Source organism: Bradyrhizobium sp. 521_C7_N1_3 (assembly GCF_052075975.1).
Taxonomy (GTDB): Bacteria; Pseudomonadota; Alphaproteobacteria; order Rhizobiales; family Xanthobacteraceae; genus Bradyrhizobium; species Bradyrhizobium japonicum.
In genome coordinates, this window is the sequence record NZ_CP197232.1 from 7533763 (window position 1) to 7549528 (window position 15766).

Consider the following 15766-nt stretch of genomic DNA (forward strand, 5'->3'; position numbering starts at 1 on the left):
TGCAGGCGCGGCTTGACACCGGCCAGCTCGGAATGACCCGGTGTTTTGCCCGACCGCCGGGCCCCGACGGAGCGCTCGCGAATATCGTCCCGAACGCGACACGCTTCGGAACCCCGGTTGACGTCGCGCCGTTCTTGAGCACAGTCTGCGACAATTCGAGCACGCCTCGGACATAAAGGCGCGGCAATCTCGGGGCTTGTCGATCGCCCCGCCCCTGCTTCCCCGGAGTTCCCATGCATTCCGCCGACCGGCCGGCAACGCGCCTCGCGACGCGGCTCGCCTTTCTCGTCGCGGGCTTCGGCATCGCATGCTGGGCGCCGCTGGTGCCGTTCGCAAAGACGCGGCTCGGCGTCGATGACGGCGTTCTTGGATTGCTCCTGCTCAGCCTCGGCATCGGCTCGGTCGTCGCGATGCTTCTGACCGGCGTCATGAGTGCGCGCTACGGCAGCAAGCCGATCATCATTGCGGGCGGGCTTGGTCTGGCGCTGGTGCTGCCCCTGCTGGCGATCGCAAGCTCGCCGGCAACCCTGGCGCTGGCCCTGTTCGCTTTCGGCGCCCCACTCGGCTCCATCGACGTCGCCATGAACATTCATGCGGTCGAGGTGGAGCGCGACGCGGCCCGCCCGCTGATGTCCGGCTTCCACGCGCTGTTCAGCATCGGCGGCTTCGCGGGATCCGCCTTGATGACTGCGCTGCTCTCGTTGCAACTCGGCGCGCTCGCCTGCACGCTGATCTGCTCCGTGCTGATGCTGGTCGCGATGCTGGCGGCCTGGCCGCGCCTGCTTCGTTCGGTGCAGGTGCAGGACGGACCGCTCTTCGTGCTGCCGCATGGCTCCGTGCTCCTGCTGGCGCTGCTCGGCGCCATCACTTTCCTCGTCGAGGGCGCGATGCTCGATTGGGGCGCGCTGCTCGTCATCGGCGCGGGCCTCGTCTCGGAAGCGCAAGGCGGGATCGGCTACATCGTGTTCTCGATCGCGATGACCGCGGGACGGCTCGGCGGCGACGCCGTCGTCGCACGCATCGGGGATCGCACGACATTGTTCTGGGGCAGCATCATTGCGATCGCGGGCTTCGTAGTCCTGCTCAGGGCGCCCGTAGCGGCGGTCGCGATCGGCGGCTTCCTGCTGATCGGCCTCGGTGCATCGAACCTCGTGCCGGTGCTGTTCCGCCGGGCGGCCAGGCAGACCGTGATGCCCACGGGGCTCGCCGTCGCCGCCATCACGACTGCCGGCTACGCGGGCATCCTCATCGGTCCCGCCGGTGTCGGCTTCGTCGCACGGCTTGGCGGATTGCCGACAGCGTTCTGGCTGCTGGCCGCGCTGATGTGTCTCGTCGCGCTGTCGGCGCGCATCGTCACGGCGGAGGGCCGCCAGACATCGCGCGTCGAGGCCTGAGCGACCTCACAAATTGCTCAGCCCGATCGACTTGATCACCGGCGCCAGGCTTGCCGTCGTCGTATCGACAATGCGCTGGAATTTCTCGGGGCTCGAATCGCTGTCCGGCTCGATGCCCTGCGCACGGTAGCCTGCCTGAAGCGCAGGATCGGCCATCGCGACGCGCGTTGCCTGCGCAATCCGGTCGATGATCGCATCGTCGGTGTGCCTGGGCGCAAAGATGCCGAACCACCCCTCATAGCGAAGATCCGGCATGCCGGATTCGACAGCGGTCGGAATCTCCGGCGCGCCGCTCAGCCGCTTTTCGCTGGTGACCGCCAGCAGCCTGACCTTCCCGGCCTCGCCCAGTTGCTTCAGTTGGTCCGACATGACGCCGATGACAAGCGAGATCTGGCCACCGGCGAGGTCGTTGGTCGCCTGCGAAATGCCCCGATACGGCACGTGGACGATGTCCAGCGCGCCTGCCTGCTGCTTGAAGGATTCGCCAACGAGATGATTTCCAGTCCCGATGCCGGGCGTGCCATAGGACAGCTTTCCCGGGTTGGCTCTCGCGTGAGCAATCAACTCGCGCAGGTTAGCGGCAGGCACCGACGGATGGACCGCGAAAACCAGCGAAGTGCTGATCAGGCGATAGATGGCGCGAAAATCGTCGACGGAATAGCCGGGATTTTTCGAAGTCAGGGGAATGATGACCTGCGTGCTGCCGTTGCCGAGCAGCAGCGAATAGCCGTCGGGCTCCTCGCGCGCGACCGTCGCAGCCCCGATCGCGCCGCCCGCACCGCCGATATATTCCACGAAGGTCGGCCCAAGCAGCGACGACATCTTGTCCACCCAGGGACGTCCGATCTGGTCCCCTGCTCCGCCGGCTCCATACGGAAGCACGAGGCGAATCGGACGAGACGGATAATCAGTGGTTTGTCCGCTGCGCGGGATGGCCGCCAGCGCCGCTGCGCCCGATAGCGCATGGACGAATCGTCGCCGCGAGAAGGAAGCCATGTTCGAATTCCGGAAGTCGGTAGTCACTGTCGAGGCGGGACCGGCTCCCGAACCACCCAATCGCAGCAATCTGCTACCGCCGTCAATGCGCCATCCGGGTAAGAGGCCCGGGGTCATCGCCTTGTCATGCCAGCATAACCCTTTACTTCTTAAGGGTTATTTCGCCGGACAGATCGATCGAAGCCATGCGCGCAGGGCTACCAGCTCTGCCCACTGCTTTCGGCCAGTTTACTGTACGCCTCGTTCTGATAGACCAAAAAGTAATACCTTTTGACTCCCGTTGCGGGGGCAATGGCGCGTGCCAGATCGTACCGAAGACTCGGCCATTTCTTTTGGGCCATTTCGACTATTTCCGAAGTCGCGGCTCTTGGAGAAGGAGGGCTCGCCGCTTCACGTCGGCGGCCGCGCGCTCGATATTCTGATCTTCCTCGCCGAGCGCCCCGGTGAAGTCATCGACAAGAGAGAGCTGGTCAAGCGCATCTGGGCCGACGTCAATGTCGACGAGGGCAGCCTGCGCTTCCACGTCGCAGCACTGCGCAAGGCGCTGGGCGATACCGGCAAGTCGGCCCGTTATGTCGTCAATGTGCCCGGCCGCGGCTACTGCTTTGTCGCCTCGCTCGCTCAGGCGGCCCCGCCGGCCGCCCAGCCCGCCGTGAACATCGCACCTCCCCGCTCCCTTCCCTCGCCGCTCTCGAAAATGGTCGGACGGGAGGAGATCGTCGAGAAGATATCGAACGGGCTTTCGTTGCATCGCTTCATGACGGTGGTCGGCCCCGGCGGCATCGGCAAGACCGCCGTCGCCGTCACCGTCGGGCATCGCAGATCGGCGGATTTCGGCGGGCGCGTATTTTTCGTCGACTTCGGTCCGCTGAGGGACGCCAGCCACATCGCGACCACCATCGCCTCCGCACTGGGACTGACGATCAGCGCGGAGGATCCGACGCCGGCCCTGCTGACATTTCTGAAGACCGGCCCAGCCCTGCTGATCTTCGACAGCTGCGAGCATGTGCTGGATGCGTTGGCACCGATCGTCGAGCGCATCGTTCGCGACGCACCGCAGCTTCGCGTTCTCGCAACCAGCCGCGAATCGTTCCGGAGCGACGGCGAACGGATTTTCCGCCTGTTCCCGCTGGATTGCCCGCCGGAGCGCGAGGACCTTGATGTCGCCGAGGTCCTCGCTTACCCCGCGGCCCAGCTCTTCGTCGAGCGCATTGCGCAGAGCTCGGGTCCGTTCCAGCTCAGTGCGGAAGAAGCGCCGCTCGTCGCGAGCATTTGCCGGCGCCTCGACGGCATTGCGCTTGCGATCGAGCTCGCGGCCGGCCGTGTCAATGCGTATGGCATTGCCGGCACGGCGTCGCTGCTCGACAGCCGCTTCTCGTTGCAATGGCGGGGTCGGCGCACCGCCGTGCCACGACATCAGACGCTCGCCGCGGCGCTCGACTGGAGCTACGACCTGCTACCTCCCGCCGAGAGTGCCACGCTGCGACGCCTGTCGGTCTTTGCCGGGCCCTTCGCGCCGGAGGCGGCTGCCGCGGTGGCCGCCGGCGACGGCCTCGGCGCGTCCGAAACGCTGGAGGCGATCGACAGCCTCGTCACCAAATCGCTGATCTCGCCATCCGGCTCGCGAACGCTGCGCTATCGCCTGCTCGACACCACACGCACCTATGCGCATGGAAAGCTGAACGAGCTCGGCGAGACCAGTCAGTTCGCGCGGCGTCATGCAGAGCATTTTCGCGAATTCTTCGAGCGCGCGGAGGCCGATACATCGACGCCGCTGCCGGAATGGCTGAGCATCTATGGCGCGGAGCTGGACAATGTGCGCGCCGCATTGAACTGGGCCTTCGGGCCCGACGGCGACGCTGCACTCGGGATCGCACTGACGGCGGCTGCCGTCACGCTGTGGGTCCGCCTGTCCCTGTTCTCCGAATGCCGCGAGCGCGCCAAGACGGCGCTCACCGCGCTCGGCGACAGTGGCGGCGACGATCGCATTCGCATGCAACTCCTGTCGGCGCTCGGTTGGTCGCTGATGTATGGCGAGGGCCGCGCCCGCGAGGCGCGTCCGATCCTCGAGACGACCCTGGAGCTGGCTGACAGGCTCGACGACAAGGACTTCCGGCTGCGCGCGCTCTGGGGCTTGTGCATCGACCAGTTCAACAACGGACAGTTCGGCAAGGCCCGCGCGCTCGCCGACCGGTTTGCGAATGCAGCGGCGAACTCGTCGGACAGGACCGACCTCATGCTGGGCGACCGGCTGATGGCGGTGGCGCTGCATTATCTCGGCGATCAGAACGACGCACGGCTCCGCATCGAGCGCGTGAACGCGTCGCTGCATGTGCTGGCGGAGAAGCCGAAGATCTTCCCGCTCGACCTCAGGATATCAACGCAATATTTCCGGGCCCGCATCCTGTGGCTTCAGGGCCTCGCCGATCAGGCTCAGGCGCTCGCCGACCGAAACATCGAGGAAGGCCGCGCCAATGGCCACGCGCTGACTTTCTGTAGCGTGCTGGGGCAAGCCGCCTGCCCGATCGCCTTCTGGTCCGGCGATTTCGAGGCCGCGGAGCGCCACGGCGCCGAGTTGCTCGAACACACCGAGCGCCACGCCATCCGGCTGTGGGGCCTGTGGGCACGGGCCTTCAACGCGGCGGTCGTCGTAAGGCGTGGCAACGTCGCGACCGGCCTGCCGCTGCTGCGCGAAGAGCTCAATCGCGCCGGCGATGCGCGTTTCCTGCCGCGCTTTCTTCCGCTGCTCGGCGAACTCGCCGCGTGTTCCGGCGAGGCCCACCAGGTCGACCGTGGCCTCGACGTGATCGAGGACGTCCTGACCCGCTGCAACGACCGGCAGGAGCTGTGGTATCTGCCGGAACTGATCCGCATCAAGGGCGAGTTGTTGCTCAAGAGCCCGCGGCACGCGGGGGACGCCGAGGCGCGCTTTCGCGAGGCCATGGACATTGCCAACCAGCAGGGCGCGCGGTTCTGGGAGCTGCGCGGAGCGATCAGCCTCGCGCGGTTCATGATCGGAGCCGGCCAGAATGCCGACGCCCTGGCAATCCTCGAACGTGCATGCGGGCCGTTCAGCGAGGGCGCCGGCATCGCCGATATCCGCAGCGCGCGCGATTTGATCGCGCAGCTCCGGACTTGACGGGGCCGGCCGAAGGCCTTCCGCTTTCGCACCGCGCCGCGCGCTTCATCCTGCCCGCGGAATGAATCCGGGCACGCCGGTCTCGACCACTGTGTTGAACCGGACATTCGTCGTGATGTGATCCCGCATCTCCCGCATGGCGTCTTCAGGCAGCGTCGAAATATCGAGGTTCTCCTCGATACGCCGAGGATTGGTCGAGGTCGTCAGGAAAGCCGAGCCGCGCTGGACGGCCCAGGCCAGGGCGACTTGAGCCGGCGTCTTGTGCAGGCGTTCCGCGATGGCAGTGATCACGGGGTCAGCTAGGAGGTTCGGCTTCATGGCGTGTCCGAGCGCGGCAAACGCCTGCAGGACAATTCCATGCTCCCGACAGAAGTCGAGCAGCTCCCATTCGGGCAGGTAAGGATGCGATTCGACCTGCACCATGGCAGGCCTGATCCGCGCGACCTCGACGATCTCGCGCAGCTTCTCCAAGGTGATGTCCGACAAGCCGATCGACTTGCAGTGCCCCTCGTCAACGAGGCGCTCCAGCGCCCCCCATGTCTCCGCCAGCGTCACGCCTGAATCGTAGATCACATGGCCGCTCGCATCCCTCGGGTCCTGGTCATCGCCGGGTTGAAAGGCGAAGGGGGTATGGATGATGTAGCAGTCGATCTCGTCGAGTTGCAGCCGCCGGCGACTGGCGTCGAAGGCGGGCTTGACCCGTTCCGGCCGATGATTGGTGTTCCATAGCTTCGTCGTGACGAACAGGTCCTGGCGACGAAGCGTGCCCGCGCTGAACGCGTCCTGTAGCGCGTCGCCGACGGCCGCTTCGTTGCGATAGCGCTCGGCACAATCGAGATGTCGAAATCCGGCCTCCAATGCAGCCCTGGTGGCCTGCCTGGTCACGAGCGGGTCAGGAATGAGCGTGCCAAATCCGACTGCGGGAATCGTCACGGCCTCATGCGTGGGAATCCTCGTGTAACGAAGTGAATCGGAGGTCGTCATGGTGATACTCCTTGTTGACTGCTAGCCGCGCGGTGCGGACGAAGCGATCGGGGTTGCGGACACAACGTCATTTCACGGCTCTCCGGCGTTAGCCGACGGGACGTGGCCTACGAAGAAAGAACACCAGCGGGATCACGACGAGCATGGCGAACATCAGGATCTCGAACTGATCGATGACCGCGACCGTGGCCGCCTGGCGCGTGACCATGCCGTTGAGGGCGGCAAGGCCCGGCTTCCCGATCGGGCCCGCGACATTCGCCGCGACCCGATAAGGCGTGAGATGCTTGGCGAGCGCGATATGCACGGCCTGGGTGTTGGCATAGAAGAAGAGCTGGACCACCGCGATGCCGATGGTGCTGCCATAAAGGCGCGACAGGTTGATCAGCGCACTGCCTTCAGGGCGAAGCTTCGGGTCGAGCGTTCCGAACGCGGCCCTCACCAGCGCCGGCAACAACATGCCGAGACCAGCGCCCTGGAGGAAGCCTGCTTCGACGACCGGCCGCCAATCCATCGCCGGCGAATAACCGAGCATCAGCCAGTTGGCATAGACCACCAGCGCCATGCCCCCCATGAGGAACGGCCGGTAGTCGACCTGTCCCGGAACCAGGCTCGTCAGCACCAGCGCGCCCACCAGCGCCACGCCGCGTGGAATGCTCATGTAGCCGGTGGTATCGACAGGGTAGTTGAGCAACTCCTCCAGCATCGGGGACGTCAACGCCAATGTCGGCAGCAGGACGAAGCCGAGCGCGAAGGAGATCACCGTCGAGAGGACGAGATTGCGATCCTTGAACAGCGCTGTGCGGAGAAATTGCTCCTTCTTGGTCAGAACGTGCACGATGAAGAGATAGAAGCCCAGGACCGAAGCGATCGCTTCGACCCAGATCTCCGTTGAGGCGAACCATTCGAGGCGCTCGCCGCGATCCAGCAGCATCTGCAGCCCGATCATGCCGGCGGAGAAGGTCGTCAGGCCGAAGACGTCGAAGGGCTGGCTCCGCTCTGCCCGCTTCTCGCCCAGCAACAGGGCCATCGTCAGGGCGATGAAGGCCGTCATGGGCAGGCTGACATAGAAGATCGACGGCCAGGCGCAATATTCGCTGAGCCAGCCACCAAGAGCGGGGCCGGTGCTGATGCCAAGCAGCGAGCAGACCGTCAATCCCAGGCCCATGCGTGCTTGTCGCGCCGCCGGCGTCGCCTCCAGCAGAATTGCCAATGAGAGCGGCGCAAGTGGTCCGCTTGCCGCGCCCTGGAGAATCCGCGCCAGCACGAACTGGATCGACGTCGTCGCCAGCGTGTCGAGGACAAGACCAAGCGTGAAGACGGCAAGGGCTGTCTGATAGACCGCCTTGCGGCCGTAGCGTCCCGCGAGCCATTGCGTGATCGACATGGTCACGGCGCTTGCGGCGATATACGAGGAGAACACCCAGCCGACCTCGTCATTGGCCATCGAGAGCGTCGCCTGGATGTGCGGCAGCGCGGCGTTCGGGATCGAAATGTTGACGGCCTGCATGTAGGTCGCCATCAGGGCGGCTGCCGAGATTGCAGGATGACCGCCGGTCGCGGTCGATGGGAGGGGCGTGCTCATTTGACCTCCGTCGCAAGCGCAGGCTGGAGCAGATGCAGCCAGGCGCGACGATGGCCGGTGTCGACCCGCGCCGTCACGCTGATGCCGGAGAACAGCGGCCGGGTCTGATCAGGATCGTCGAGCTCGAGGCGCACCGGAAGCCGCTGCACGACCTTGACCCAGTTCCCGGTCGCATTCTCCGGCGGCAGGATCGAGAAGTCCGACCCGGTGCCGGGACTCATGCTGACGATATGCGCCTTGAATTTTCGATCCGGATAGGCATCGACGTCGATCGTCGCCTGCTGGCCCGGCCGCATGTGGGTCAGGCCCGTCTCGCGAAAATTCGCCTCGATCCAGACGTCCCGGCTCGACATCAGTGAGAACGTGGGCGCGCCTGCATTGACGAAACCGCCGATCTGGAGATCGTCGACCTTGGTCACGATACCGTCGTCGGGTGCTTTCACCGTGGCGTAGGAGAGATCGAGCCGCGCGCGATCGAGCTGCGCCCTGGCCGCGCGGACTGTCGGATGGCGGTCGACATCGATATCGGGATCGCCGTTGAGCGCGACGACCGTATTGGCGATTTGCTGTTCGATCGATGTCATCCGATGGCGCGCGACCTTGAGATCGGTCTCGGCCCGCTCGTAGACCGCTCGCGGCGTGAAGTCGGAGGCGACCAGCATCCTCTTGCGGTCGAACTCGCGCTCGTCGAAAGAGGCCGATTCCTTCGCCGATTGCAGCTCCGCCTGCTGCTGGCGGTAGGTCGCCTTGAGGGAGTCGATCTGGAGCCGCGCGCTGCCGAGCCGGGCTTCGGCCTGATCGACGGCGATCTGGTAGGGCTCCGGGTCAATTCGAAACAGGACCTGGCCCTGCCGAACACGCTCATTGTCGCGCACGGCGATCTCGACCGCCTGGCCGGACACCCGCGCGTTGATGGTGACTTTCGCGGCGCGCACGAACGCATCGTCGGTCGAGACGTATTGCTCCTGCGCCAGATACATGAAGGCGCCGAACACGGCAGCCGCGGCCGGCACCGCGAGCATCAGGGGCCGGCGCAGCCGCCTGGCAAGATCCGCTCCGAACAACCGCGCAGCAGCCTCGCTCCCGCGGAAGCTGCGATCGCCCAGCCAGCCGGCGATTGGCGCAAAGTTCAAACCCATCGTCCTCGTCCTTATCTCATTTACTAACGATCGTTACAAATATTGTACTCCGATGCGGCGATCAAGCCGCGCGGCCATTGATTTTTATAACGATCCATACAAATATACGTGTGGAACATGGCAACCAGGTTCGAACGACATGGCACGGAAAAAGAGCGAGGCGGGCCCGGCGCGCCGGGGACGGCCACCCGCCTACGACACTGAGACGGCCCTCAAGCGGGCGACGGAAACGTTCTGGAGGACGGGCTATTCCGGCACGTCCCTGGACAAGGTCGCGGCCGCGACCGGCATGAGTCCACCGAGCCTCTACGCGGTGTTCGGCAACAAGCACGCGCTCTATCTCGAGGCGTTGGCGCGCTATTGGGAGATCAGCCTCGCGGCAACGCGCGAGGCTCTCGCAGGGGACCATCCCTTGGAAGAAGCGCTGATGCTGGCCTATGACGCGGCGCTGTCGATCTACTTTTCCGGCAAGGGATCAGCGCGCGGCTGCTTCGTGGTCGGTACCGCGGTGACCGAAGTCGCCGAGGATGCGGCGATCCGGAGCAGCGTTGCGACGGGACTGCGGACGATCGATGCCGATTTCGAGGCCCGCTTCCGCCTGGCGCAGGACCAGGGCGAGCTGGATCGCGAGGCCGATCCGGCTGCGCTTGCGATCCTTGCCGCCGCCACGATGCAGACGATCGCCATCCGCGCCCGGGCCGGCGCACGCCGCGCCGACCTGAGGGAGATTGCCCGCAAGGCGGTGACTGTGATCTGCCGACGCCGGCCGGAGGCGCATTGAGCCGCGAGGAATGCTCGTGACCGTACGATGAGGGGAGTTCGCACATTTGCACTCCTCGTCAAAAAGGCCTCGGCGGCCGTACGCGACAATCCGCCTAGCCTCCCACGGCGGCCGCGCGCCTTGGCAGCTTCCAGTCGGGCCGGATGAAGTGGCAGGTGTAGCCATCGGGATAGCGCTCGAGATAATCCTGATGCTCGGGCTCGGCTTCCCAGAACTCAGCTGCGGGCGCGACCTCGGTCACCACCTTGTCGGGCCAGAGACCTGACGCTTCGACATCGGCGATGGTGTCTTCGGCGACTCTCTTCTGCTCGTCACTCGTGTAGAAGATTGCCGAGCGGTAGCTCGTGCCCCGATCATTGCCCTGGCGATTGAGCGTGGTCGGATCGTGGATCTGGAAGAAGAACTCCAGCATGGTCCGGAAGCTCGTCTTGGCGGGATTGAAGATGATCTCGATCGCCTCGGCGTGGCCCTCGTGATTGCGATAGGTGGCGTTCTTCATATGCCCGCCGGTGTAACCGACACGGGTGGAGATCACCCCCGGTTGCCTGCGGATCAGATCCTGCATGCCCCAGAAGCAGCCTCCGGCCAAAACTGCGCGCTCTGTCGTCATCTGATGCTCCATTGGTTTCGTCGAGATACTCAGCGCTTGTCCGTTGCCGGATGCAAGCGCGGGTCATCGTGATCATCGTGATATTCGAGGCCCAGCGGCCCGATGGCGGAGACCTGCGTGACGTATTCGCCGGACTTCGCCCAGTGAAAATGCCAGGTCTCGCCGGGCAGCACGATGACGCTGCCCGGCGGATAGGCTTTCACCTGGTCGCCATCGAAACGCTCGCCGAGGCCGATGTAGAACACACCCGACATGACCGTGTAGATGCGGTCCTCCGGATGCTTGTGCGGCATCAGTTTCGTGCCCCCGGGCACCTTCACCCGGACCACGTAAGGTCCGGGTTCGCTGGGATGGCCGACCATCACGGCCAGCCGCGCGCCTGGCGGGAACGCAGGGAACGGTTGCCATGCGATGTCCTCGGGCAAAATCGCTCGGAACCTGTCTTCATCCGGCTGATGCTGGCGAGGCAGATCTTGACGAGACATGGTAGTGCTCCCTGCGTTTCGATCAGGTCAATTTGGCGTCGAGCGTGATCGCGGCGTTGAGCACCTTCGACACCGGACAGTTCTTCTCGGCCTCGCCGGCGATCTTGGCGAAACCTGCGTCGTCAAGGTTCGGCACCTTGGCGCGAAGCGTCAGTGCCGACTTGCTGATCTTGAAGCCCTTGCCTTCCGGCTCGAGCGTGATTGCGGCTTCCGTCGACAGCTCGTCCGGCGTGAAGCCGGCGAGCTGAAGACCGAAGGCCAGTGCCATGGTAAAGCAGCCGGCATGGGCCGCGGCGATCAACTCCTCGGGATTGGTGCCCTTCTCGTTCTCGAAGCGGGTCTTGAACGAATAGGGCGTCCCGGCGAGCACGCCGGATTCGCTTGACAGATGGCCGGTGCCATCGCGACCGGTGCCCTTCCAGACTGCTGTTGCCTTGCGGATCATCTCGATTCTCCTCGTTGGTTCTTAGGTTGGTTTTTGGCACCGGCGCTCGGTACCGGAGGAAAGCGACATTGGCACGACCGCCTGTCACCCCGTCCAACCGGCCGAGCGCCGCAGCGGTTCCGTCAACTCCCGATCTGTCCGACGTGGAAGCCCAGCCGGTTCTCGACATCGCCGGCGCGGTGGAAGCCGCGCGTCATCAGCGCCTTGATGCGAGTCTGGCTGGCGGGACGGCCGAGCGCAGCCAGGAACGCATCCCACTCCGGCTTGATCTCGTCATCCGGCGGCAGGCTCGCAACATCGACGAGACGCTTGGTCTCGGCGATGGCTTCCTTGTCGAACGACGCAATGCGCATGGCGAGCGCCTCGACGAAGCCGACGAGCTCCGCATCCGGCAGCGAACGGTTCACGTAGCCGTAACGCTCGGCGAGATCGCCGTGGATGTCGTCGGCACCGAGCAACACTTCGAGCGCACGGCCTCGGCCCATCAGCCGCGGCAACCGCGCCATCGGCCCGCCGCCGGGCACGAGTCCCGCGCCGACCTCCCATTGCGACAGGATCGCCTTCTCGCGGCTGGCAAAGCGCATGTCGCTCGCCAGCGCGAGCTCGCTGCCGACCCCGGTCGCACGGCCCCGGATCGAGGCAATGGAGACGACCGGCGCGCGGCTGAGGCGCACCAGCATGTCGGGCAGCGCCTGCAGGCCGGTCGGCCCCGGCGGAACGCCGAGAGAGTCCTCCAGCGGCGCCAGGAAGTCGTAATGCGTGATGAAGAAGCCTTCGACGGCGCTGTCGAATACGACCACCTTCACGTCCGGATCGGTCTCGATCGCGGTGATGATGTCGTTGAGCAGCGGAAGGTGCTTTGGACCGAAGATGTTCACCGGCGGCATGTCGAAGGTGACGCGCCAGTATGTCGGCAGGCGGCGCTCCAGGTGAATGTCCTCGGTGGTGAAGATCTGTACGGGGCGGCTCATTGTTGGCACTCCTGACATGTGTGTTCGAAAATGGAACGCACGGCAGCGCGTGTCCCTTGTTCGGTTCAGATCGACTGGCGCAGCGGGCGGAACGCGGTGCGCATTTCCGCAGAGAACAGCGCGGGCTGCTCCCAGGCTGCGAAGTGGCCGCCCTTGTCGAGGCGATTGTAGTGCATCAGCTTCGGATAGGCCTTCTCGGCCCAGCTCCGCGGCGCCGCATAGATCTCGTCCGGAAACACGCTGACGGCGACCGGGATCTTGATGTGCTTGGGCTCGAAGAACACCAGCTTGTTCTCCCAGTAGAGCCGCGCCGACGAGACCGCGGTGTTGGTGAGCCAGTACAGCGTGATGTTGTCGATCACGTCGTCCCGCGACAGGCCTTCGGTCTTGCCGTCGAACACCCGCGCAATCATCGCAGCACTGCGTGCGTCGTGATCAAGCATCCAGGATGCAAGACCGGCCGGTGAGTCGACGAGACCATAGAGCGTCTGCGGCCGGTTCGACATCTCGATCGCGTAACCGAGGCCGCGCTTGTAGAAATCGTCGAGCTGGTCGTAGGCAATGCGCTCGTCGGCCGAGAGGTTTGATGGCCGCGTTCCGCCCGGCTGAAGCGCCTTGGCGATGTCGTCGGGAACGGTGGCGGGCATGTTGGTGTGAATGCCGAGCAGCTCCGGCGGCGCGATCACCGCCATCTGCTCGGTGACGGCATTGCCCCAATCGCCGCCCTGCGCCACGTAGCGGTTGTAGCCGAGGCGCTTCATCAGCACGATCCAGGCACGCGCTATGCGCTGGGGATCCCAGCCGAGCTCCGTCGGCTTGCCGGAGAAGCCGTGGCCCGGAAGCGAGGGGATCACCAGGTCGAATGCATCCGTGGCCTTCGCGCCATGCGCGGTGGGGTCGGTGAGCGGGCCGACGATCTTCATCTGCTCGATGATCGAGCCCGGCCAGCCATGCGTGACGACCATCGGCAGCGCGTTCTCGTGGCGGGAGCGGATGTGAATGAAGTGAATGTCGACGCCGTCGATCTCGGTGACGAATTGCGGCAAGGCGTTCAGCCGCGATTCCATCTTGCGCCAGTCGTAGTCGTTCTGCCAGTACCGCACGAGCTGCTGGAGCGTGGTGAGCTGCACGCCCTGCGATTGGTCGGCGACGATCTCGCGATCGGGCCAGCGGGTCATTGCGAGGCGGCGGCGGAGGTCAAGCAGATCTTCCTCGGGCACGCTGACGCGGAACGGGCGGATCGCACCGCTTGCAGCGGCTTTCGCCGGACGCAGCGGCAGCAGGCTCGCCACGCTGGCGGCAACCGCGGTCATTGCGGCCTGGCTCAGCAATTGACGGCGGTCGGGATTGAGAATGTCGGCTCGTGCTTGCGTTGTCATGGCAGATCTCCCTTGCTCTGGTCGGTGACACCAACCGAATTCGAAATCGACGCGTCGTTTCGTCGTGAACAGAGATTGGCGCAGGTCCTGGCAATTAGCTCGTTATCGGTTGTTAGGCTGCGTTAGCCGTTGCGAGTCCGCGGGATGGAAGAGCGAGCGACGATGACGATTACACGCGATGCAGAAGCGACACGGCGCGCGACGAGTTCAATCGGCGCGCGCCCTGTCCGTGAATTCGGGAGATGGGTTCATTACAACTCAGGAGGGCAGCGGTTGACCGGCCTGCTCGCGGACGATGTAGTCGGCGTACCAGTCGGGCCAGTTCTCGTCATGTCCGCCGATGCGCTTCTCGTGCTCACCATGCGCGACAGCGGCACGTCGCAGGGTTGCGGCCAGATCGGCCGTTGAGGCGAACGTCGTGCCGTCACCCGCAATGCGTCCAGGCAGTCGCGTCGTGACCTCCTGGAACAGCCAGCCATTGCCGTCGGGATCACTGAACGAGGCAAAAGAGCTGTAGCTGCCGCGCTTCGGGTCAACACCGCTGACCCGGACGCTGCCGAACAGATACGGCTCGTCCGGACCGGCGTGAACGTCGCCCGCACCATGGAATGGTGCGCTCACTGCGATGCCGCGGTCGAGCAGTTCCTGTCGCGCCACGGCCAGATCGGAGACGATCAGGTACAGCCCGCGCGCCGAACCCGGCGCTGCCGGTGTAACGTTCTTGCCGAAGATCACAGAACAAGCCGAACCCGGCGGCGTGAACTGGATCACGCGCCATTCGTCAGCTGAGGCAAAATCGGCGTCCAATCGCCAGCCGAGGCGCGTGTAGAACGCCTTGGCGCGGTCGACATCCGACACGGGGATGACGACGATCTCGAGCTTCAGATCAACGCCACGCGATGTCGAAGATGTGCTCGGAGACCCGGCCGCGGCGTCGCGGTCGATTTCGGTGGTGGCCATGTCGCACTCCCTGAGTTGCGATTGAAGTGAGCTTCAAGCGGCAGCGGGCATCACGATCGTCACGCGCGTGCCGCCCTGGCCCGCCTCGCCCTGCAACCGCGCGTCGATACTGCGTGCGAGCCCTTCAAGGATGCGGCTGCCGGTGCCCTGAAGCGGACCGGTCGCGCCGATGCCGTTGTCAGCCACCGTGCAGAGCCAGGCGTCGTCGCGGTTGGCCATTTCGATGCGGATCAGCGCATCGTTCCTGTTCGGGAAGGCATGTTTGGCTGCATTCGTGACCAGCTCCGTCAGCATCAACGCCAGCCGATGACACTGCGATGCCGGCAGCGCCCCGCTCTCGATCGCAGCCTCGCAGCGGATGCCGGCCGGTTCCAGCACTGCCTCGGAGAGCGCCTCGCACAGGTTTTCGAAGAAGGCCTCGACGGAGACGGCGGACAGACTGTCGCTGTCGGACAAGAGCTGATAGAGCTTGCCGAACGCGACGATGCGCTGCTCGAACCGGTCCACCACACCCGACATGTCCCTGGTGCCCGGCCGCGAGAAGTCGCGGCGGACTGACGCACCCAGCAGCGTCAGCGTGTTCTTCATCCGATGGTGGGATTCCCGTAGTACGAGTTCCCAATCACGTGACTGATCATCAAAGCTGGCAATGTGCTGAGATCGAACGAAATGGTCGTTCGTCCCCAAACCGATAGCGGACATGATAGCCTCCCCGTTGGACCTAGGACCTAACTCGAAGCCTATAATGGATGCGCCGCGCGCGTTTTGCTCGTTAGACGTTGCAAGATTTTGTTATGATCGGCGGCATCACAAGTTGGCGGCCAGACTGTCATTTCGACGGTCAAGCACGCTGACGGGTCGTCCCGATCGCTTCGCAAGCCGCTCGCGTTTAAGCGAAATT

The 15766-nt window shown here is 64.8% G+C and carries 14 protein-coding genes; 3 read left to right on the forward strand and 11 right to left on the reverse strand.

What is annotated here, in order from left to right; translation table 11 throughout:
• The first annotated feature begins 233 nt into the window (after positions 1 to 233).
• Entirely contained in the window at positions 234 to 1394 is a 1161-nt protein-coding gene (locus AB7008_RS35575; RefSeq protein ID WP_441260302.1) for an MFS transporter, read from the forward strand.
• A 6-nt stretch (positions 1395 to 1400) separates the two neighbouring features.
• Here AB7008_RS35575 and AB7008_RS35580 read toward each other — a convergent pair whose 3' ends face one another.
• The gene (locus AB7008_RS35580; protein WP_028156764.1) at positions 1401 to 2390 is read right to left on the reverse strand and encodes a Bug family tripartite tricarboxylate transporter substrate binding protein; all 990 of its coding nucleotides are present in this window, start codon (positions 2388 to 2390) and stop codon (positions 1401 to 1403) included.
• 298 nt (positions 2391 to 2688) lie between these two features.
• Here AB7008_RS35580 and AB7008_RS35585 point away from each other — a divergent pair, with 298 nt between their 5' ends.
• Positions 2689 to 5529: an ATP-binding protein gene (locus AB7008_RS35585; protein WP_441260303.1), complete on the forward strand. Its 2841-nt coding sequence runs from the start codon at positions 2689 to 2691 to the stop codon at positions 5527 to 5529.
• Between the two features lie 45 nt (positions 5530 to 5574).
• Here AB7008_RS35585 and AB7008_RS35590 read toward each other — a convergent pair whose 3' ends face one another.
• The 3 genes from AB7008_RS35590 to AB7008_RS35600 form a co-directional block, all read right to left on the reverse strand.
• Entirely contained in the window at positions 5575 to 6513 is a 939-nt protein-coding gene (locus AB7008_RS35590; protein WP_304490807.1) for an aldo/keto reductase, read from the reverse strand.
• Between the two features lie 88 nt (positions 6514 to 6601).
• Complete coding sequence (locus tag AB7008_RS35595) at positions 6602 to 8095, reverse strand: MDR family MFS transporter (protein ID WP_304490808.1); 1494 nt, start codon at positions 8093 to 8095, stop codon at positions 6602 to 6604.
• The gene (locus tag AB7008_RS35600; protein WP_304490809.1) at positions 8092 to 9234 is read right to left on the reverse strand and encodes an HlyD family secretion protein; all 1143 of its coding nucleotides are present in this window, start codon (positions 9232 to 9234) and stop codon (positions 8092 to 8094) included. The genes AB7008_RS35595 and AB7008_RS35600 overlap by 4 nt, the downstream gene beginning before the upstream one ends.
• Before the next feature lie 139 nt (positions 9235 to 9373).
• Here AB7008_RS35600 and AB7008_RS35605 point away from each other — a divergent pair, with 139 nt between their 5' ends.
• Entirely contained in the window at positions 9374 to 10015 is a 642-nt protein-coding gene (locus AB7008_RS35605) for a TetR/AcrR family transcriptional regulator (protein ID WP_304490810.1), read from the forward strand.
• A gap of 94 nt (positions 10016 to 10109) precedes the next feature.
• Here AB7008_RS35605 and msrA read toward each other — a convergent pair whose 3' ends face one another.
• The 7 genes from msrA to AB7008_RS35640 all read right to left on the reverse strand — a co-directional run bounded on the left by msrA (position 10110) and on the right by AB7008_RS35640 (position 15567).
• The gene (gene msrA, locus AB7008_RS35610) at positions 10110 to 10625 is read right to left on the reverse strand and encodes a peptide-methionine (S)-S-oxide reductase MsrA (RefSeq protein WP_304490811.1); all 516 of its coding nucleotides are present in this window, start codon (positions 10623 to 10625) and stop codon (positions 10110 to 10112) included.
• A 29-nt stretch (positions 10626 to 10654) separates the two neighbouring features.
• Positions 10655 to 11110, reverse strand: coding sequence for a cupin domain-containing protein (locus tag AB7008_RS35615; protein ID WP_304490812.1), 456 nt, complete (start codon positions 11108 to 11110; stop codon positions 10655 to 10657).
• 22 nt (positions 11111 to 11132) lie between these two features.
• Positions 11133 to 11555, reverse strand: coding sequence for an OsmC family protein (locus AB7008_RS35620; protein WP_014493564.1), 423 nt, complete (start codon positions 11553 to 11555; stop codon positions 11133 to 11135).
• Positions 11556 to 11677: 122 nt separating this feature from the next.
• The gene (locus tag AB7008_RS35625) at positions 11678 to 12526 is read right to left on the reverse strand and encodes an enoyl-CoA hydratase/isomerase family protein (RefSeq protein ID WP_028156773.1); all 849 of its coding nucleotides are present in this window, start codon (positions 12524 to 12526) and stop codon (positions 11678 to 11680) included.
• Between the two features lie 65 nt (positions 12527 to 12591).
• Complete coding sequence (locus tag AB7008_RS35630) at positions 12592 to 13905, reverse strand: epoxide hydrolase family protein (RefSeq protein WP_441260304.1); 1314 nt, start codon at positions 13903 to 13905, stop codon at positions 12592 to 12594.
• A gap of 258 nt (positions 13906 to 14163) precedes the next feature.
• Positions 14164 to 14865 carry a VOC family protein gene (locus AB7008_RS35635; RefSeq protein WP_304490814.1) on the reverse strand — a complete coding sequence of 234 codons (702 nt, stop codon included), beginning with the start codon at positions 14863 to 14865 and terminating at the stop codon, positions 14164 to 14166.
• A gap of 33 nt (positions 14866 to 14898) precedes the next feature.
• Entirely contained in the window at positions 14899 to 15567 is a 669-nt protein-coding gene (locus AB7008_RS35640) for a sensor histidine kinase (protein WP_304490815.1), read from the reverse strand.
• Between the last annotated feature and the right edge of the window lie 199 nt (positions 15568 to 15766).